17 protein-coding genes and 1 pseudogene are annotated in these 19,698 nt (G+C 70.5%); 10 read left to right on the top strand and 8 right to left on the bottom strand.

Going from position 1 to position 19,698, the window contains the following annotated elements; translation table 11 throughout:
* Positions 1-64: 64 nt before the first annotated feature.
* The 4 genes from AC067M_RS32660 to AC067M_RS32645 form a co-directional block, all read right to left on the bottom strand.
* Positions 65-892 (bottom strand): carbohydrate ABC transporter permease, encoded by an 828-nt coding sequence (locus tag AC067M_RS32660; protein WP_478700654.1) that lies wholly within the window; start codon positions 890-892, stop codon positions 65-67.
* The gene (locus AC067M_RS32655; protein WP_478700653.1) at positions 889-1,815 is read right to left on the bottom strand and encodes a carbohydrate ABC transporter permease; all 927 of its coding nucleotides are present in this window, start codon (positions 1,813-1,815) and stop codon (positions 889-891) included. Before AC067M_RS32655 ends, AC067M_RS32660 begins: the two co-directional genes overlap by 4 nt.
* The gene (locus AC067M_RS32650; protein ID WP_478700652.1) at positions 1,812-3,140 is read right to left on the bottom strand and encodes an ABC transporter substrate-binding protein; all 1,329 of its coding nucleotides are present in this window, start codon (positions 3,138-3,140) and stop codon (positions 1,812-1,814) included. Before AC067M_RS32650 ends, AC067M_RS32655 begins: the two co-directional genes overlap by 4 nt.
* A gap of 70 nt (positions 3,141-3,210) precedes the next feature.
* Positions 3,211-4,248, bottom strand: coding sequence for a LacI family DNA-binding transcriptional regulator (locus AC067M_RS32645; protein WP_478700651.1), 1,038 nt, complete (start codon positions 4,246-4,248; stop codon positions 3,211-3,213).
* A gap of 116 nt (positions 4,249-4,364) precedes the next feature.
* Here AC067M_RS32645 and AC067M_RS32640 point away from each other — a divergent pair, with 116 nt between their 5' ends.
* From AC067M_RS32640 to AC067M_RS32625, 4 genes are all read left to right on the top strand, one after another.
* On the top strand, positions 4,365-6,488 hold the full coding sequence (locus AC067M_RS32640; protein WP_478700650.1) for a glycoside hydrolase family 36 protein: 2,124 nt from the start codon (positions 4,365-4,367) through the stop codon (positions 6,486-6,488).
* Between the two features lie 23 nt (positions 6,489-6,511).
* Complete coding sequence (locus tag AC067M_RS32635; RefSeq protein ID WP_478700649.1) at positions 6,512-7,243, top strand: hypothetical protein; 732 nt, start codon at positions 6,512-6,514, stop codon at positions 7,241-7,243.
* Positions 7,244-7,411: 168 nt separating this feature from the next.
* Complete coding sequence (locus tag AC067M_RS32630; protein WP_478700648.1) at positions 7,412-7,969, top strand: ATP-binding protein; 558 nt, start codon at positions 7,412-7,414, stop codon at positions 7,967-7,969.
* Complete coding sequence (locus tag AC067M_RS32625; RefSeq protein ID WP_478700647.1) at positions 7,966-8,415, top strand: Fur family transcriptional regulator; 450 nt, start codon at positions 7,966-7,968, stop codon at positions 8,413-8,415. Before AC067M_RS32630 ends, AC067M_RS32625 begins: the two co-directional genes overlap by 4 nt.
* A gap of 400 nt (positions 8,416-8,815) precedes the next feature.
* On the opposite strand, the gene AC067M_RS32620 is transcribed toward AC067M_RS32625, so the two are convergent.
* Genes AC067M_RS32620 through AC067M_RS32610 form a run of 3 tightly spaced genes read right to left on the bottom strand, consistent with a single transcriptional unit; the run spans position 8,816 to position 11,593 of the window.
* Complete coding sequence (locus tag AC067M_RS32620; RefSeq protein WP_478700646.1) at positions 8,816-9,859, bottom strand: zinc-dependent alcohol dehydrogenase; 1,044 nt, start codon at positions 9,857-9,859, stop codon at positions 8,816-8,818.
* 9 nt (positions 9,860-9,868) lie between these two features.
* A complete protein-coding gene (locus tag AC067M_RS32615; RefSeq protein ID WP_478700645.1) occupies positions 9,869-10,729 on the bottom strand; it encodes a fumarylacetoacetate hydrolase family protein in 861 nt (286 codons plus the stop codon).
* 39 nt (positions 10,730-10,768) lie between these two features.
* Entirely contained in the window at positions 10,769-11,593 is an 825-nt protein-coding gene (locus AC067M_RS32610; protein WP_478700644.1) for an IclR family transcriptional regulator, read from the bottom strand.
* A gap of 47 nt (positions 11,594-11,640) precedes the next feature.
* Between AC067M_RS32610 and AC067M_RS32605 the strand changes: the two genes are divergently transcribed.
* Complete coding sequence (locus AC067M_RS32605; protein WP_478700643.1) at positions 11,641-13,356, top strand: IlvD/Edd family dehydratase; 1,716 nt, start codon at positions 11,641-11,643, stop codon at positions 13,354-13,356.
* Positions 13,357-13,575: 219 nt separating this feature from the next.
* Positions 13,576-15,429, top strand: coding sequence for a peroxidase family protein (locus AC067M_RS32600; RefSeq protein WP_478700642.1), 1,854 nt, complete (start codon positions 13,576-13,578; stop codon positions 15,427-15,429).
* Between the two features lie 458 nt (positions 15,430-15,887).
* Here the strand turns inward: AC067M_RS32600 and AC067M_RS32595 are convergent, their stop codons facing one another.
* The gene (locus AC067M_RS32595; RefSeq protein WP_478700641.1) at positions 15,888-16,625 is read right to left on the bottom strand and encodes a TetR/AcrR family transcriptional regulator; all 738 of its coding nucleotides are present in this window, start codon (positions 16,623-16,625) and stop codon (positions 15,888-15,890) included.
* Between the two features lie 119 nt (positions 16,626-16,744).
* Between AC067M_RS32595 and AC067M_RS32590 the strand changes: the two genes are divergently transcribed.
* The 4 genes and pseudogenes from AC067M_RS32590 to AC067M_RS32575 all read left to right on the top strand — a co-directional run bounded on the left by AC067M_RS32590 (position 16,745) and on the right by AC067M_RS32575 (position 19,527).
* Complete coding sequence (locus tag AC067M_RS32590) at positions 16,745-16,897, top strand: hypothetical protein (protein ID WP_478700640.1); 153 nt, start codon at positions 16,745-16,747, stop codon at positions 16,895-16,897.
* Positions 16,898-16,914: 17 nt separating this feature from the next.
* Positions 16,915-17,229: pseudogene (locus tag AC067M_RS32585) on the top strand (MFS transporter); the annotation flags it as partial.
* 211 nt (positions 17,230-17,440) lie between these two features.
* Entirely contained in the window at positions 17,441-18,412 is a 972-nt protein-coding gene (locus AC067M_RS32580) for an MFS transporter (RefSeq protein WP_478700639.1), read from the top strand.
* A complete protein-coding gene (locus AC067M_RS32575; protein ID WP_478700699.1) occupies positions 18,409-19,527 on the top strand; it encodes an NADH:flavin oxidoreductase in 1,119 nt (372 codons plus the stop codon). The genes AC067M_RS32580 and AC067M_RS32575 overlap by 4 nt, the downstream gene beginning before the upstream one ends.
* Positions 19,528-19,698: the final 171 nt, after the last annotated feature.

Raw genomic sequence — 19,698 nt, 5'->3', positions numbered from 1 at the left:
GACAAATGCGGTTCTGATGCGGGATCTCGTGCGGGTGGGGGTGATCACGCTGTTGGACCTCCGGTCATTTGACGGCTCCACTGGTGATTCCGGACACGATCTTTCGCTGGCCGACGAGGAACACGGCGACCATCGGCAGGCTCATCACCACGACGTACGCGAAGACGAGATGCCAGTTGTTGAGGTAGAGCTGGGCGCTGGCGACCTTGTAGAGGTTGAGCGGGAGGGTGGCCCGCTCGCCGCCGCCGAGGACGAAGAAGGCGTAGAAGACGTCACTCCAGGCGTAGAGCATCACCATGATCGTCGCGGTGGCGATCACCGGCCTGAGCAGCGGCAGGATGATCCGGGCGAAGATCCGCGCCGGCCCCGCCCCGTCCATCCGGGCCGCCTCCTCCAACTCCATGGGGATGGCGCGGATGAAGCCCGTCATGAAGAAGATCGACGTGGAGAGGTACATCCCGGTGTACACGGCGATCATCCCGGGCCGGGTGTTCGCGAGCCCGAGCTGCCGCAGCTCCATGACGATGGTGATGACGGCGGGCGGCAGCAGCAGTCCGCTGATGCACAGCGCGTACGCCGCCGAGACCAGCTTCGACTTGCGCCGGGCGAAGACCCAGGCGGCGCCGGCCCCGAGGAGCAGCACGAGGACGACCGAAGGCACCACCACGAGCAGCGAGTTGACGAAGCCGCGCAGCATCTCGCCCTGGCCGACGGCGTCCTGGTAGTTGCCGCCTGGCTGCCAGTGCACCGGCAGGTCCAGATTCGGTGTGATCGCCTCCGCCTGCGGCTTCGCGGACGTGACGAGGACCAGCCACAGCGGTACGCCCACGGCGAGGGCGGCGAGGAGCAGGACGAGGGCCGGGCGGCCGTACCGCCACACCACCGCGTTCACAGGAGCTGCTCCCTTCGCCGCAGGCCGACGACCAGCGGGATCGCGACCGCGACCACGACCAGGAAGAGGACGAGGCTCATCGCGGAGGCCTGGGCGTACAGGCCCTGTCCGAAGATGCGGAACATGTAGATGTTGAAGACCTCCGTGGAGGCCGCGGGCCCGCCGCCCGTCGTGGCCTGCACGATGTCGAAGGTGTTCATCGACCCGATCAGCGCGGTGGTGGCGTTGAAGGTGACGGCCGGTGCGAGCATCGGCCAGCGCACCGACCAGAAGGTCCGCCACGGCCCGGCGCCGTCCATCCGCGCGGCCTCCAGCATGTCGCCGGGGATGCCCTTGAGCCCGGCCAGATAGATCAGCATGGACAGCCCCATCCACTTCCAGCCGTGGATGAGGGTCACCACAACCAGCGTCCACGTCGTCGAGCCCAGCCACGGAACGTCCGTGCCCAGCACGGAGTTGACGGCGCCGTCCTGGTCGAGCAGGGCCTGGAACACGTAGCCGGTGGCGAGCGCCGAGATGAGCACCGGGAGGAAGAAGACCGCGCGGAAGAACCGGTTGAAGCGGGTGTCCGACTCCAGCAGCAGCGCGAGCACGAGCCCGAAACCGTTCTGGAACAGCGCGGCCAGGAACGCGTACAGCAGCGTCGTGCGGATCGCGCGCAGCAAGGAGCCGTCGTCGGCGATCGTCGTGAAGTTGTCGAGGCCGGTGAAGGAGATGTCCGCGTGATACGAGGACCAGTTGGTGAACGGGTAGTAGAAGTTGAGCAGGTTCGGCACCAGGAAGAAGCCCGCGAAGACGGCGATCGCGGGGAGCGCGAACCACCACGGGTGGTGCACGGCGGCGCGGGGGAGTCGCCCCACGCCCTTCGACGTCCCTGGTGCGGATGGCCGCTTGCGCGCGGCGGATACGACCGTGTCCGTCATGGCTGGAAACCGGGCGCGCCCTGGGCCTTGGCCACCTGCGCGAACTGGTCCTGGATCGCCTGGGCGACCTGCTGCGGGCTCTTCTTGCCGTAGAGCATGTCGGCGAGGTAGAGGTGCGTGTCCGGGGCGACGATCGCCTTGGCCTGGAAGACCCCGATCGCCTTGGGCAGGGCGGCGACCTGGTCCTTCGAGGTCTGCGGGAGCCCATCGGGCGTCGGTACGGACGGCTGGACGGACGGGATCTTCATCGTCTTGATGTAGTCGGCGTAGTCGGGGCCGAGCCAGAAGGCGAGGAACTGCCGGGCCGCGTTCTGCCGCTTCTCGTCGCCGGTCTTGAAGGCGACCACGCCGTTGGTCTGGTCGGGGGAGTACATGCCGGTGGCCGAGGAGTTGGCGATCGGGAACCAGCCGATCTTCCGGTCGATCTCGGCGGTGGAGTGCTTGGCCTGCAACTGGGTCTGGAAGGAGGTGACGTTGAGGACCATGCCCGCCTCGCCGTTCCACAGGGCGTCGGCCTGTCCGGTGAACGTGCCGGTGCGGTAGTTCTTCTGGGCGAGTCCAGCGTCGAGCAGCTTCTCCTTGTACTTCTTGATCGCGGCGACGACGACCGGGTCGGTCCACTTCTCCTTGTTCTCGTTCAGGCCGGCCCACCACTGTTTGTCGAGGTCGGTGAGCTGGACCTGCATCTGCCACTGCAGGGGCCACTTGTCGCCGCCGGCCTCGTAGAAGGCGGCCGCGTCGGTCTTGTCCTTGACGGTGTCGCCGAGGGCCAGCAGTTCGTCGTACGACTTCGGGAAGTCCTTCTCGGTCAGCCCGGCCTTCCTGAAGACGTCCTTGTTGTAGTAGACGCCGAGCATGGACGGACTGGTGACGATCGCCGCGTACCGCTTGCCGTCGATGACGCCGAGCGACCTCTCGGTGGTGCCGAGCTTCGAGACCCAGGGCTCCGAGTCGAGGGGGAGGAGGTTCTGCTGCGGCTGGACGAACGGCAGCGTGGAGATCGACGGCTGCCAGAACATCAGGTCCGGCCGGTCGCCGGAGGCGAGCTTCGTCGGCACGTTCTGCTCGTACAGGTCCGGGATCGCCTGCGTCTCCACCTTGGCGCCGGTGGCCTTCTCGAAGGCCTCGACGACCTGCTCGGGCGCGTTGACCGTGTTCTGCGCGGTCCACATGGTCAGCTTCACGCCGTCCAGGCGGGCCGTCGGGTTCACCGCCGTCTGCTTCCCGTCCGTGCCCGAGTCGCCGGCCGTGGGATCGCTGCACGCGGTGGCGGCCAGGCCGATGGCGCATATCAGCGCCAGGGCGGGGAGAGCTCTTGTCTTCATCACGTGCCTCTCGAGAACAGGTGGCTCAGGGCAGGGCAGGAGTCAGAACAGCGGTGCTCGTACGGGAAGTTCAGTGACCGGTGCGTGGCGGCCCCGAGCTCTCCCGCACCACCAGCTCCGGTACCGAGACGGGGTGCGGCGCGATCTGCGCGGAGTCCTCCAGCACCCCGTGCAGCAGGGCGAACGCGGCCCGGCCCAGGCCGGTGAAGTCCAGGCGTACGGTCGTCAGGGACGGGGTCAGATAGGCGGCGTGCGGAGCGTCGTCGAACCCGGCCACGCTGACCTCACCGGGGACGGACCGGCCGGCCTCGTGCAGCGCGCGCAGCACACCGAGCGCGAGGTCGTCGTTGCCGCACAGGATCGCGGTGACGGACGGGTCCTTCGCGAGTCTCCGCCCGGCCGCGTGACCACCCGCCGGGCCCCAGCTCCCCTGCACCGGACGGACCTCGGGCGCCCCCGCTTCCTCGAGCGCCTGGCGCCAGCCGCTGGTGCGGGCGCTGGTGCGCCGGGTGCTGGACGGGATGGCGACGTAGTGCACGGTCTCGTGACCGAGGGAGAGCAGATGCCGGGTCGCCTGGTAGGCGGCCTCGCGGTCGTCGGCCCACACCCAGGGGCGGTCACCGCCGGGCGGCGTCGCGGGAGTCTCGACCACACCGACGACCGGGAGTTCGGCGGGCACGGCTCCCAACGCCCGTACACCGGCCGGATCGTAGGCGATCACGATCAGTCCGCCGCCGGTGTCCGCCGCGCGCTGCACCTCGGCGGCGACGGCGGGTTCCTCCGTCGATTCCAGGACGCCGATCCCGACCGCGTAGGCGGCGGCGCGGGCGGCCTCCTCGATGCCCTGGAGGATGGAGGCGTAGCCGTAGTGGGTGGTGTTGGCGGTGAGCACGGTCACGGTCCTGGTGCGGCCGCTGGCCAGCGCGAGCGCGGTGGCGTTGCGCCGGAAGCCCAGCTCGTCGATGGCGGCGAGCACCCGCTCCCGCGTGGACGGCTTGACGCTGGGATGGCCGTTGATCACCCGCGAGACGGTCTGGTACGACACCCCGGCGGCGGTCGCTACATCCCTGATGCTCGCCGGGCGCCTTGTGTGACCGGTCACATTCATGCGAGGATTGTGACCGGTCACAAAGGGGTCGTCAAGAGACCGCAACGATGGATTCACGCGACTGACGCGGACCGCCGCCGGGGCACGGGCCGGGCGGGGTCGGGAGGGGAGACGCCTTGGCCGGTACGGCGGATGCGACGGGGAAGCCCACGGGGCCCGACTTCAGCTGGAGCCACTCGGCTCTCGCTGCCGAGTTCGCCACCGCTTCCGACGGCACCCTGCGGCTGGTCCGGCTGGGCCCTCCGTGCGCAGGCATGCCCGTCGACCCGGAACCCGCTCTCCCCCTCGTCGAGCTGACCGCCCTCGGCCACGGCAGCGCCTGGTCCGGCCCGCGCTTCACCGGCACGGCCCTCGGCACCCGGCTCCGCTACCGGGCCCACGACAGCGGCAGCCGCCCCGGCTGGACCTGGCTGACCGTCGAACTCCACGACCCGGCGACCGGCTTGACGGCGTTCGTCGAGCTGACGTCCCCCGTCGGGCTGCCGGTGCTCCGCTCGCGCGTCCGGCTGCGCAACGACGGCACCGAGCCCCTGACCGTCCAGTCCGTCAGCAGCCTCCTGCTCGGCGGCCTGCCCGCCCCGGACGCCCTCGACGTGCACCGGGCCCGCAACGACTGGCTCGCCGAGTGCCGCTGGTACACCGAGCCCCTGCGCGCCACCGTCGCCGACATCAACGTCGACGCCCACCAGCACGACAGCCGGGCCGCGCTGACCCTCACCGGACGCGGCAGCTGGCCCACCGACGGCCACCTCTCGATGGGGGCACTGACGGAACGGGACGGCGGCCGGACCTGGCTGTGGCAGGTCGAGTCCCCGGCCGGCTGGCGCTGGGACCTGGGAGAACGCGCGCACGGCACGTATCTGGCGCTGAACGGCCCCACGGACGCGGAGCACCAGTGGCGGACTCGGCTGGAGCCCGGCGCGGAATTCACCACCGTGCCGACGGCGCTGGCCCTCGGCCCCGTGTTCGACGAGGCGATGGGCGCGTTGACCGCGTACCGCCGCGCCGTACGCTGCCCCCACGCGGACCACACCGCCCTCCCCGTGATCTTCAACGACTACATGAACACCCTGATGGGCGACCCCACGACCGAGAAGCTGCTGCCTCTCATCGACGCGGCCGCCGAGGCCGGCGCGGAGTACTTCTGCATCGACTCCGGCTGGTACGACGACGACACCGAGGGCTGGTGGGACAGCGTCGGCGAATGGCTGCCGTCACCGCGCCGTTTCCCGGGCGGCGGCATCCAGGCGGTCCTCGACCGCATCCGGGAACGCGGCATGGTGCCCGGGCTGTGGCTGGAGCCGGAAGTCGTCGGCGTTCGCAGCCCCGTCGCGTCCACGCTCCCCGCGGACGCCTTCTTCCAACGCGACGGGGTACGCCTCAGCGAGCAGGGCCGCCACCAGCTCGACCTGCGCCACCCGGCCGCCCGCACCCACCTCGACAAGACGGTGGACCGGATCGTCGGCGACTGGGGCGTCGGGTATCTCAAACTCGACTACAACATCGCGGTCGACCCGGGCACCAGCGCCCCCGGCGACCTCTCACCCGGAGCGGGCCTGCTCGGCCACACCCGCGCCTACCTGGACTGGCTCTCCGAGGTCCAGGACCGTCACCCCGGACTCGTCGTCGAGAACTGCGCCTCGGGCGGCATGCGGATGGACGGAGCCACGCTGGCCGTCACCCAGCTCCAGTCCACCAGCGACCAGCAGGACCCACTGCGCCTGGCACCCATCGCCGCCGCCGCGCCGACGGCGGTGCCGCCCGAGCAAGGCGCCGTCTGGGCCTATCCGCAGCCCGACTTCGACGACGACCTGATCACCTTCACCCTGGGCGGGGCACTGCTCGGCCGCATCCATCTCTCCGGTCACCTGGACCGCATGTCCGAGCATCAACTGGCCCTCGTACGGGAAGCGGTGGCCGTCTACAAGACCATCCGCGGCGACCTCGCGCGGGCCGTGCCGTTCTGGCCGCTCGGGCTGCCGGGGTGGACGGACGAGTGGCTGGCCCTGGGGATGCGGGTGCCGGGCGGCCCGTCGTACGTGACGGTCTGGCACAGGGGCGGTCCGACGACCGAACTGCGCTTGCCTGTCAGCGATGTGGGGGGCCGCGAGGTCCGCACGGAGATCCTGCACCCGTCGACCCGGACCACCGGTTCGGTGGTCTGGGACACCGACGCGCTCCGGGTGTCGCTGGGATCGACACCGGCGGCGGTGCTCGTGAGGCTCACTCCGGGCGCGTAGTCCTCCACATCGCCTCTGCCGAGGTGAGCGACACCGTTGCGAAACTCGATTCGTCCGTCCAGGTCGTCAGCCTTGCTACTGCACTGCACCGACTGTTGTACCGCCTCGTGACGGGCCTGCTCGTGCCCGGATTCCTCAGCCATGTTCCAAGGGGTGAGAGCGAGCTGACCGCTACGATCAGGCGTCAGAGGCGGGGGCTTCGGGAAGGGCGGCCTGTGGGGGGCATGGCGGGTCTCGGACGTCGGGGGGCGCTCGCGCTCGGAACGGTGACGCTGCTTGCGGCGTGCACTGCGCATTCGAAGAGCGCGGATGGCGCCAAGGTCCGCACTGACCTGGAGCCTCTTGAACGCAGGTTCGCCGGCCTCGGCCCGCTGTCAGGTGCGCACTGGCTCGGCATCGTACTGGGCACCGATTCACGGGGGTCCGTTCCGGGCCCCACCGATGTGCGCCTCGTGGGAACCGCCAAGCTGAGAGCGGGTGCCGTTGCCGCCATCACGGGGGCCTCGCAGCAGAGCTTTCAGCCAGGGGTGCCAACTCAACTCCCCGATGAACTCGCCGAGTTCGTGCCCGAGGAAGCACGGTGGGTTCGGAGTGATTCCTTCGACCATGACATGACGGCTGGGGCGTACACCGGCGCGTTCTATCTCGACCCGGGCACGGACACGGTCTACTTCGACACGACCAATCCGAGCGTTCCCGCCAGCTCCGGACCGGCTGAACGACGCGGAACTGGTGACCATGACCCGTACGAGTGAACGATCGCTGATCGGGCCCGCCCGCCCCGCGCTCGGCACCAGCCCGAACAGCCTCCAGCAACTGGATCCGATCAGGAAAACTATTCCTGTCCATAAACTTGACTCACTCCATAAGAGGGGTACGGTCTGAAAACAGCGAAGGCAACCGTCCTCCGAAGGGTGGTCGGCATGATCCGCACCATCGCCCGGGATTCCCGCCCGGGCCGAACGATCCCCGAGGCTGCTGTCCCCGGCTCATTCGAGAACGGGCTGCCGTGGTCGCCGGCCGCGTGCGCGCTGGCGAGGACCGCCGTGCGCGACGTACTGCCCCGATGGGGTCTCGGTGAGCTCGTCCCGGTCGCCGAACTGCTGGTGAGCGAGCTGGTGTGCAATGGCCTGCGGCACGGGGCCGGCCCGCTGCGCCTCATCCTCGAGCGGGTTCCAGATGTGCGCTGTTCGGTCAGCGACGGTTCGTCGTACCCTCCCCGCCCCATCGACGCCGGCCCCGAAGACGAGGGAGGCCGTGGACTGGCCCTCGTCGACATGCTGGCCGCACGGTGGGGCCACGAGCCCGGTCCGCTGCTCATGGGGAAGACCGTATGGTTCGAACTCTGCGCCGAGGCGGACACGCCGGGCCCGGACGGAGGGCGATCCCCGGGCGGTCAGAACGACGCCCTGCGGGCAGACCCGAGTGCCGTGGACGACCCGGTCACGGCGAAGGGCGGCTGGAAGGGCGAGGCCGCATGACATCCGCGACGACCGGCGAGGAGCCGATGGCGCTGGCGGCGGCACGACTGCGCAGCGCAGGCCTGCGAGTGACCGCCCAGCGCATGGCCATGCTGACAGCGATCTCCCAGTCGGCCGGCCACCTCGACGCCGACGCCCTGCGCGAGCGCGCCCAGCGGGTCACGGGCGGCCTGTCCCTGCAGGCCACCTACAACGTGCTGCGCGCCCTCACGGACGCCGGTCTCATCCGGTGCACCCAGATCCCCGGCCATCCGGCCCGCTACGAGATCGAGCGCCACGACAACCACCACCATTTCGTGTGCCTGCGCTGCGCCGCCATCCGTGACGTCGCGTGCACGGTGGGTGCGGCGCCCTGCCTGGAACCGCAGCTGCCGCAGGAGTACCGAATCCAGGAAGCCGCCGTGACTTTCTGGGGTCTGTGCCCCCAGTGCCGCGATGATCACTGACCTCCAGGGGCAAGGACCACCCTTCGATGGCACAGGACAGGGGTGATCACCGACGAGGTGATGGACTCGCCGGTGGATTCGTCGCGGGTTGTCGTTGACGGCGATCACCGCCGCCCGCGCGGTCACCGCGTGTCTGGCTGCAGACAGATGCGCTGTGGGCCGTCCGCACAGTGCGGACGGCCCACCATTGTCGATCTGGCCCCACCCGGCGGTCAGGGAGCATTAAAGGCTCGGCGGATGGACTACGCGTTCGATGCCCTCCCGTCGACCGGGAGCTTCTGGACTTCGCTGTTCGCCTGGCCGGTCGTGCCGGGCAGATGTCGGCGCAAGGCTTCTTCAGCGATGACTGGCACAGCCGTCTCAAGGAGGACGGCACCGAGGGCACCGGGATGCACGGTCGCTACGAAGGTTCCCAGGCTGCCCCGGACCGACGAAACCGGGGGTCGACGTGGATCTTGGGGCCGGGGCCGGCTCCGGCCGGGCGTTCGCCGGCGAGGACGGGGCCGACCTCGCCGAGGCCGACGGTGGCGGCGACGAGCGGCCTCGGGTCGACCGTCTTGGCGGCGTAGGCGCGGATGGTGGCGTCGAGACCGGGGGAGGCGGACAGGATGCCCACCGCGGTCACGTCCTTCAGGGCGAGCGTGCGGGTGTCGATCCTGCTCGGTTCTCCGGCCAGTCCGATGTACACGACCCGTCCGCCCGGTTCGACCGACTCCAGTGCTCTCGCGGGCAGACGGGCGGCGTTCGAGGCGTCCACGACCGCGTCGAACGGCAGGTGGGGCACGGAGTCCTCCGCCCACACGTGCTCGAAGCTCAGGGAGCGGGCGAAGGCGAGGGAGTCTTCGGTGGCGCCCATGAGGTGCACCTCGGCGCCGGCGGCGCGGAGGAACATCGCGACCAGCAGCCCGATCGTCCCCGGCCCCAGGACAAGCGCGCGGTCACCGGGGCGTGGTGCGGCGGCCTGTGCGGCGCGCAGGGCGTTGCCGCCCGGCTCCACGAGCGCGCCGAGCACGGGGTCGACGATGTCGGGCAGGGCGTGCAACGAGGAGACCGGTACGGCGAGCTGCTCCGCCAGGGCACCGGCCCGGTCCCCGCGGATGCCGACCTCCTGCCGCTTCTCGCACACGTGCTGGTGGCCGCGCAGACAGCGACGGCAACTGCCGCAGCCGAGCATCGTGTCGCCCATGACACGGCGCCCGAGCCAGCCGGGGTCGACACCGTCACCGACCGTCGCCACCCGCCCCGCCCACTCGTGGCCCGGCCGCATCGGGTAGGAGGAGTGCCCCTGGTGGAGGTAGGCCATCGCGCCGGTGAAGAACTCCACGTCGGTGCCGCACACGCCGACCCGCTCGACGTCCACGACGACCTCGCCGGGGCCGGCCACCGGCGCAGGGAGGTCCTGGACCTCGTACGTGCCGGGGGCGGTCAGGACGAACGCGCGCATCGCCGACCGCTACCGGGGCCCGATCACATGCTGGCGCTGGGTGCCGAGGTGCCTGATGCCCAGTTCCATCACGTCACCCGGCTGGAGGTACGCGGGCGGGGTGAGGCCCATGCCGACGCCCGGCGGGGTGCCCGTGTTGATCAGGTCGCCGGGCTCGAGGACGAGGAACTGGCTGAGGTAGTGCACGATGAAGTACGGGTCGAAGATCATCGTCTTGGTGTTGCCGGTCTGCCGGCGTACGCCGTTGACGTCCAGCCACATGTCCAGTGCGAGGACGTCGTCGATCTCGTCGGAGGTGGCGAGCCACGGACCCGCGGGGTTGAAGGTCTCGGCGGACTTCCCCTTGGCCCACTGCCCGCCGCGTTCCAACTGGAAGGCGCGCTCACTGACGTCGTTGACGACGACGTACCCGGCGATGGCGTCGCGGGCCTCGTCGACGGAGTCGAGATAGCTGGTACGCCTGCCGATGACGATGCCGAGTTCCACCTCCCAGTCGGTCTTCGTGGAGCCACGCGGGATGCGCACGTCGTCGTTCGGGCCGATCAGCGTGTTGGGCGACTTGGTGAACAGGATCGGCTCGTCGGGGACGGGCATGCCGCTCTCGGCCGCGTGGTCGCGGTAGTTCAGGCCGATGCACAGGATCTGGTGCGGGCGGGCGATCGGCGCGCCGATCCGCTCTCCGGCGAAGCGGGAGACCCGGCCCGCCACCGCCCGCTCGGCCACGACGGGGCGGACGCGGTCGACGCCGCCCGATCCGAAGAACGCCTCGTCGAAGTCCGGGACGACGTCGGAGAGGTCGACGTAGGTCTCGTCGTCGACGCGGGCGACGGGCTTCTCGGCGCCGGGGGCGCCGATGCGCATGAGGTACACGATTCGTTCTCCAGGGTTGAGGGGCGTACCGACGGGTCTTCAGCTGTGGGGCCGACCGAGGGGACCTAGCAGGTCTTGAATCTCGTCGAGCAGGTCGACCAGGGTCGCCAGGGGCGTCCGGTAGGCCAGTGCGCTGATACTCACGGCGCCGGAGGGGATCGTCGGCGACGTGAGGTACACGGGCACGGCGAGGCAGTTGACCCCCTTCTCGTTCTCCTGGTCGTCGACGCCGTAGCCGCGTTCACGGGTGGCCGTCAGTTCCCGGTGCAGGTCGGCGGCTGTGGCCAGGGTCCGGGGTGTCCGGAGCTCCAGCGGGGAGTCACCGAGCCACCTCTCGACCTCGGCCGGCGAAGTCAGCCGCCCCGCGAGCAACAGCTTGCCGACGGCGGTGCTGTGCGCCGGGTTGCGTCCGCCGATCGTCGACGTCAGCCGGACCGCACCGGTGGGCGGGTCGACCTTGGCGCGGTAGACGACCTCATGACCGTCCAGCACCGCGTAGTGCGCGGTCTCGCCGAACCGGTGCGCCAGCGCGTCGAGCACGGGACGGACGCGGACGTGCTCGGGCCGGGCCTCGTGATGGGCGAAGGCCATGCGCAGGAACTCGTCCCCGAGCACATAGCGGCCGTGGGCGTCCTGGTCGGCCAGTCCGGCCCGGCGCAGCGCACCGAGTGCCCGGTGCACGGTCGGCTTGGGACTGCCGATCGCACGGGTCAGCTCCTCAAGACCCACGCCGGCGGGATACCGGGCGAGTGCCTTGAGGACGGCGAGCACCCGGTCCGAGCCCACGAGACGGCTGCTGTCGGCTCCTGGCGCGCCGTCCTCGACGGGGGCTGTCGATCCGTCGGAGGTCTGCGTACGCTTCATGGCGTTCCGAACAGTAGACCGCCGTACCGACTATTGGAAGGGACTCCATGGTCAGCCTCCGCAGCGCACAGTGGTACGAGGGTCAGGACCGCAACGCCTACATCCACCGGGCGTGGATGCGACGGGGCGTGCCCGGGGAGGCCTTCACCGGCCGGCCGCAGATCGCCATCGCCAACACCGCGTCGGACCTGACCCCCTGCAACGCGCATCTGAACGAGGTGGCGTCCTCGGTGCGCGACGGCGTGTACGAGGCGGGCGGGATCCCGCTGGACCTGCCCGTGGTGTCGCTGGGCGAAACGAACCTGCGGCCCACGGCCATGCTGTGGCGCAACATGGCCGCCATGGCCACGGAGGAGATGCTGCGGGCCAACCCCGTCGACGGTGTGGTCCTGTTGGGCGGCTGCGACAAGACGATCCCGTCGCTGCTCATGGCGGCCGCCTCGGTGGACCTGCCCGCCGTCGTCGTCCCCGGTGGGCCCATGCTCACCGGCACCTTCCGGGGCACGCCGCTGGGCTGCGGCACCGACGTGTGGCGGCTGTCGGAGGAGGTGCGGGCCGGCACGCTCTCCCAGGAGCAGTTCACCCGCTCCGAATCGGCGATGATCCGCAGCCGCGGGCACTGCAACACCATGGGCACCGCCTCGACGATGGCGCTGGTGGCCGAGGCGCTGGGCACGGTCGTCCCCGGCGTGGCCGGAACCCCCGCCCCCGACAGCCGTCTGCTGGAGGCGGCGCACCACACCGGCCGGCTGGCGGTGGACATGGTGGGCGCCGACCGACGGCCCCGGACCTTCCTGACCAAGGCGTCCTTCCACAACGCGATCGTGGCGCTCGCCGCCGTCGGCGGCTCGACCAACGCGGTCGTCCACCTCCTCGCCATCGCCGGCCGCCTGGGCATCGACCTGACCCTCGACGACTTCGACCGCATCGGCTCCCGCGTGCCGGTCCTGGTGGATCTCCAGCCGGCCGGCCGCTTCCTCATGGAGGACTTCCACCGCGCCGGAGGCCTGCGCGCCGTCCTGCGCGAGGTACGCGACCTGCTCGATGCCGAGGCCCTGACCGTCACCGGCAGGCCCCTGGTCGAGTCGCTCGACGACGCCGAGATCTTCGACGTCGACGTCATCCGCACCCGCGCCGAGCCGCTGGTCGCCGAGGGCGGCATCGCCGTCCTGCGCGGCAACCTCGCCCCCGACGGCGCACTCGTCAAACCGGCTGCCGCCTCCCCGCACCTGCTGCGCCACCGGGGCCGGGCGGTCGTCTTCGACTCCATCGAGGACTTCCACGCCCGTGTCGACGACCCCGAACTCGACGTCGACGCCGACTCCGTCCTCGTCCTGCGCGGCTGCGGCCCGAAGGGCTACCCCGGCATGCCCGAGGTGTCGAACATGCCGCTGCCGAAAAAGCTCCTCGAACAAGGGGTACGTGACATGGTCCGCGTCTGCGACGGCCGGATGAGCGGCACCGCCTACGGCACCGTCGTCCTGCACGTGGCCCCGGAGGCCGCGGCCGGCGGCCCGCTCGCCCTGGTGCGGACCGGTGACTTCATCACCCTCGACGTCGAGGCCCGCCGCATCGACGTCGACGTACCCGCCGACGAACTCGCCCGCAGGACCCCCGACAAGGACACCGTCACCGGCTTCGCGAACCCCCGCCGCGGCTGGGAACGCCTCTACGTCGACCACGTCCTCCAGGCCGACACCGGCGCCGACCTGGACTTCCTCCTCGGCTCCAGCGGCTCGGAGGTGACCCGCGAGTCGCACTGACGCATCGTCGACGCGCTGACGACCTCCCCCGCTTGCCCGCATACCCCGCGACCTTCCGTCAGCACGAGCCCGCGTGGTCCGTATTCCACATGGTCCGTCGATACGCTCAGTATCCGTCGTCAGCGCTCGAAGTGCGGGGGTGGAGCGGCTCCCCTAACGTGTTGATCGGGGGTGATTTTGTGGCGTTATGCCCCCTGCCCCCCAACTTGGAGTACCGCGATGAGCAAACAAGGACGCGCCACCCGGCGTTCCTCGGCCGGATACCGTACGTCACTGCCCTGGCGGATCGTCACCAGTACGGCCCAGTACGTGGACCGGCGCATCGGCTGGGACAGGCTGCCCGTGCTCCCCGGTCTGCTGACCCTCCTCGGCCTGCGCGTCATGCTCCGCCAGAAGAACCTCCACGACACCGGCCAGGTGCCCTCGGTCGGCGTACCCGATCCCGCACCCCCCTCCGAGAGCCACAAGGTCAACCGGACGGCGGACGGCAGCCACAACGACCTCGGCGACCCGCGCATGGGCATGGCCGGCACCCGCTTCGGCCGGAACATCCCGCTGGACCGGATCGCTCCGGCCACCCCCGAGGACGTACTGTCCCGACCGAACCCCCGCGACGTCAGCCGCGCCCTGCTCACCCGCGACGAGTTGACCCCGGCCGAATCGGTCAACTCCCTGGTCGCCGCCTGGCTCCAGTTCATGATCCGCGACTGGTTCAGCCACGGGACGAGCCCCGCGGAACGGCCCTGGGAAGTACCGCTCATGGACGACGACCCGTGGCCGGAACAGCCCATGCGGATCATGCGGACCCCGGACGACCCGACCCGCGACCCGCACGCGCCCGCCGGCACGCCCGACACTCGCGTCAACGTGTCCTCGCACTGGTGGGACGGCTCGCAGATCTACGGGTCGAACGAGACCGAACAGCGCAGGGCGCGCACCGGCGAGCTGGGCAAGCTGCGCCTGTGGGACGGTGAGCAGTCCCCGGTGCCCTCCGATCCCTCCCGCGACCCCTCGAAGGTTCCCGGCTTCTGGCTGGGCCTCGCCATGATGCACGACCTGTTCGCGCGGGAGCACAACGCCATCTGCGACCACCTGCACGCCGCGTACCCGTCCTGGAACGACGAGGAGCTCTTCCAGCGCGCCCGGCTGGTCAACGCCGCACTCCTCGCCAAGATCCACACCGTGGAGTGGACCCCGGCCGTCATCAGCCACCCCACCACCGTCACGGCCCTGCGCGCCAACTGGTGGGGCCTCGCGGGCGAACGCGTCCACAAGCTCTTCGGCCGGATCAGCGGCAGCGAGGTCGTCAGTGGCATCCCCGGTGGAGAAACGGACCACTACGGCGTCCCGTACGCCCTCACCGAGGAGTTCGTCGCCGTCTACCGCATGCACCCGCTCATCCGCGACGAGTGGCATCTGCGCTCCACCGCCGACGACGCGACCCTGCGCCACTGCACCCTCCGCGACATCTCCGGTCCGGGAGCGCTGAAGTTCCTGGAGACCACGGACATGACCGACCTGCTCTACAGCTTCGGCACGCTCCACCCCGGACTGGTCACCCTGCACAACTTCCCCCGGTTCCTCCAGGAGTTCGAGCGTCCCGACGGACACTTCCAGGACCTCGCCGCCACCGACATCCTGCGCACCCGGGAACTGGGCGTCCCCCGCTACAACGAGTTCCGGCGGCTGCTGCGGCTCAAGCCCGCGGCGAACTTCCTGGAACTGACGGAGAACCGGGCGTGGGCCGAGCAGATCGAGCAGCTCTACGACGGTGACATCGAGAAGGTCGACCTCATGGTCGGGCTGTACGCGGAGAAGCTGCCGGCCGGATTCGCCTTCAGCGACACCGCGTTCCGTATCTTCGTCCTCATGGCGTCACGTCGGCTCAACAGCGACCGCTTCTTCACCGAGTACTACACCCCCGAGGTGTACTCCAAGGCCGGCATGGCCTGGATCGACGACAACAGCATGATCACCGTGCTGCTGCGTCACCACCCGGAGCTGCGCACGGCGCTCGCCGGCCTGACGAACGCCTTCACGCCGTGGCACACGGCGGGGTCGACTGCGAGCTGACCGGCGGTGCCGCCACGGCGCTGACTTCCCAAGAGGTCATCTCGCCGCCCTCGCCCTGACCGAGGCCGGCCACCAGGACAAGGAGTACATCCTCACCGGCGACGAGATGTTCACCGTCACCGATCAGGTCCGGATCATCTCAGAGACGATCGGCCGCGACATCGAGGTCCGGGAAGCAGCACACCGGCGGAGGCCGTACCGTTCCGCTTCCCCAACGGGACACCGCAGGCACTCGCCGACGCCATCACGGAGGGCTTCACCTTCATGCGCGCCGACACTGTCGGGTTCCGGACGGACACCGTGGAGCGGCTGCTCGACACAGGCAGGTGGGGGAGGCGGCCCGGGGAAACCCACCGACGGAAACGTCGGCAGGGCGCCCCGAGCCGACCTCACCTGGTCCCCGCCCGGGACCGCTCCATCGCCGCAGCCGAAGAACCATCGCTGTCCTGGCGCCGTCCTCAGATCGACAGGCGCGCCGCGATGCCGTCGAGGACGGAGTCCAGACCGGCCTCGAACTGCCACTGCGGGTCGTCCTTGCGCCGGGCCTCGCCGATGTAGCGCGCGTACATCGGGAAGCGGCCGGTGCTCATGAGCCAGGCCATCTGCGAGGCCAGTCCCGCGCGGGCCTCCTCCCTGGTGGACCAGCCGCGCACGCGCAGCATCTGCGTCAGCCCGACCTCCGAGTCCACCGCGCCGTGCACATAGGCCGTGAGGGTGCTGTGGACCGCCATGGCGGCGTCCGCGTCGAGCCCGAGGCCGTCGAGCGCGGCCAGGACGGCCTCGGGCACGGCCAACTGGTTCGGGGTGGGCGCGCACCACGTCGCCCGCGTCACCCACGAGTGCCGCAGCAGGACCTCCCTGATCCGCAAGGCGACGGACCGCAGGGTCGCGCGCCACCCCTCCGTGCCGTCGGGCAGCTCCAGCTCCGCGTAGACGAAGTCGACCATCAGCTCGAGGAGCTCGTCCTTGCCGGTGACGTAGCGGTACGCGGCCATGGGGGCGACGCCGAGTTCGGTGGCCAGGCGGCGCATGGTGACCGCGTCGAGTCCCTCCGCATCGGCGACTCCGACGGCGACCTTGGCGATCCGCTGGGGGGTGAGGGTGGTGCGGGGGGCCGGCGTCGGCCGTTCAAGGCGCTCCCACACGGACACACGGTCCCTGTCCTCGCCCGCTGCTTGTCTCTCCTTGGCGGCCATCGCTTCGGTTCCTTCCGACGAACGGTGCCGTGTACACCGTATCAGTAGTAGACGGCGTACACTTTGCTGTGTACGTTGTACGAAAACGATACGGCGTACACACCACTGAGGAGTCCTCCATGGCCGACGTGACTGACGACACCCTCCGGACCGCGGTGATCACCGGCAGTACCAGAGACGGGCGGTTCGGTCCGGTCGTCGCGGACTGGATCGCCGGACACATCGCCTCGTGGGCGACCTCGGCGGTCTCGACCACTTCTCGTGGTCGGTGACGGCGTATCTGCTCACCATGGCCGCCTCCACGCCCATCTGGGGCAAGCTGGGGGACCTGGACGGCCGCAAGGGCGCCTGCATGAACTCCGTGACGCTCTTCCTGGTCGGGACGGTGCTGTGCGGCCTGGCGCAGAGCATGGGCCAGCTCATCGCGTTCCGTGGCCTTCAGGGCCTCGGTGCGGGCGGCCTGATGGTCGGCGCGCTCTCGGTCATCGGCGTGGTGGTGCCCGCGCAGGACCGCGGCCGCATCCAGGCGATGGTGGGCGTCATGATGCCGGTCGCGTTCGTCGGCGGCCCCCTGCTCGGCGGGTTCATCACCGACTGCATGAGCTGGCGCTGGGCCTTCTACGTCAACGTGCCCGTCGGCCTCGTCGCGCTGCTGGCGGTCGCCAAGGGCGTACGGCTGCCCGCCGGCCGCGTCACGGGGCGGATCGACTACCTCGGCACGGCCCTGCTCACCGCGGGCATCCTGGCCCTCACTCTGTTGGGGCTGGGCCGGCACCACCTACGCCTGGACGTCCTGGCAGATCGCCGGACTCGCCATGGCCGTCGTGCTGTCCCTGGCCTGGTTCGTCCGCGTGGAACTGCGCGCCGCCGAACCGATCACGCCGCCCCGGCTCTTCGCCCGCCGGGACATCACCCTCGCCCAGATCCTCAGTTTCCTGGTCGGCGCCGTCCTCTTCTGCGTCGTCAACTACCTTCCGCAGTACCTGCAGTTCGTCCAGGGCTCCTCGTCCACGGCCAGCGGCCTGCTCATCCTGCCGCTGATGCTCGGCATGCTGACGGCCCAGCTGACCACCGGGCGGCTGATGGACGGCGGCGGTCTGGACCGCGTCGTGCCGCTCGCCGGCGGCGCCACCTTCGCCGGGGCGCTGCTGCTGCTCCTGCTCGGCACAGACACCCCGCTCTTCGCGGCCTCCGTGCTCACCCTGGTCGTCGGTGTGGGGGTCGGGGCCCTGATCCAGAGCACCCTGCTGACCACCATGAACAACGCGGACCCGCGGGACATGGGCGCGGCCACGGGCACGGTCACCCTGGTGCGCACCATCGGCGGCTCCCTCGGGGTCGCCGTGCTCGGCGCCGTGCAGAGCAGCCGCATGAACGAGGTGCTGAACGAGCGGCTCGGCTCCGGCACACAGGAGCGGCTGACAGCGGGTGGCGGACTGACCCCGGTGCTGCTGAAGGACATGCCGACCGCCGTGCGCGACGCAGTCCGGGAAGCCGTCAGCAGCGGTCTGCACGGCGTCCTGGTCGGCGCGGCCGCCCTGTCCGCGATCGCGTTCGGCACGGCGTGGTTGGTCCGTGCGGCGCCCGCCCCCGACCCGGCGGCGGCCGGGACGCCGACCGCCGGGGCCGGGGCCGACGCCGGCAAGGACTCCGCTCGGACCCCTCCGGGGGGCCTGAGCGCGGTCCCGGGCCGCTCCCGGTCCCCACACCCACCCAAGCTGTCGGCCGCACGGTCCGAATCCCCCGTCGCCGTGCGGTTGGCCCCTATCGAAAGCGAACACCCATGACCACGAATTCCGTCGAACGAGTCAGGGACATCCTGGTCCGTCCATTCTCCCTGGGGGGCCTCACGCTGCCCAACCGCGTCGTGATGGCCCCGATGACGCGCGAGTTCTCCCCTGGCGGCGTGCCGGGCGACGACGTGGCGCGGTACTACGCCCGGCGGGCGGCCGCCGGGGTCGGCCTGATCATCACCGAGGGCACCTACATCGGTCACGACTCGGCGGGCGACAGCGCCCGCGTCCCACACTTCTACGGCGACGAGGCGCTCGCAGGCTGGTCGGCCGTGGCCGAGGCCGTGCATCGGGCGGGCGGCCGGATCATGCCGCAGCTGTGGCACGTGGGCATGGACCGCACCGTCGGCAACCCGCCGGTCCCCGACGCCCCGAGCATCGGCCCCTCCGGCATCGCCCTGGACGGCACGAAGTCGGGCCGGGAGATGACTCAGGCGGACATCGACAACGTGGTCGCCGCCTACGCCACGGCCGCGGCGTCGGCCGAGGCAGTGGGCTTCGACGGCGTCGAGATCCACGGTGGCCACGGCTATCTGATCGACCAGTTCCTGTGGGCCCACACCAACCGGCGCACCGACGCCTACGGCGGCGATGTCGTCGGCCGCACCCGCTTCGCCGCCCAGGTCGTGGCCGCCTGCCGGGAGAGCGTCTCCGACGACTTCCCGATCTCTTTCCGGTTCTCCCAGTGGAAGATGAACCACTACCAGGCGCGGGTCGTCGAGACGCCGCAGGAACTGCAGACCATGCTCGGCCTGCTGACCGACGCGGGTGCCGACGCCTTCCACTGCTCCACCCGGCGCTTCCACCTCCCGGAGTTCGAGGGTTGCGACCTCAACCTGGCGGGCTGGGCCAAGAAGCTCTCCGGCAAACCCGCCGTCAGCGTCGGCTCGGTGGGCCTCAGCAACGAGTTCCTCCAGGTGTTCCAGGGCCAGCAGGCCACGGTCACGGACATCGGCGAGCTGCTCGACCGCATGGAGCGCGACGAGTTCGACCTCGTGGCGGTCGGCCGGGCCCTGCTCGGGGATCCCGAGTGGCTGGAGAAGGTCCTCGCCGGACGCGTCGACGAGCTCACCACCTTCCACGCGGGCCTCGTCGGCAGCCTCCACTGAGCCATACGGCCGCCTGTCCGACCGCAGGCCGATGAGCCCGTCGCTCCGGACGCCTCCTGAGCGACGGGCCGCGTGGGCGGCGCGATGTGTACGTACGTCCGGCGCCACCGCGGCCGTCCGCGTGCTTGCAGCACACGTGGGGGCTCGGCCTGCTCCGTGAGCGGAGCAGAC

It is taken from the genome of Streptomyces sp. NPDC043427 (assembly GCF_056436655.1).
The sequence above is the reverse complement of the archived record's forward strand: the minus strand, read 5'-3'. Positions and strand labels throughout refer to the sequence as shown.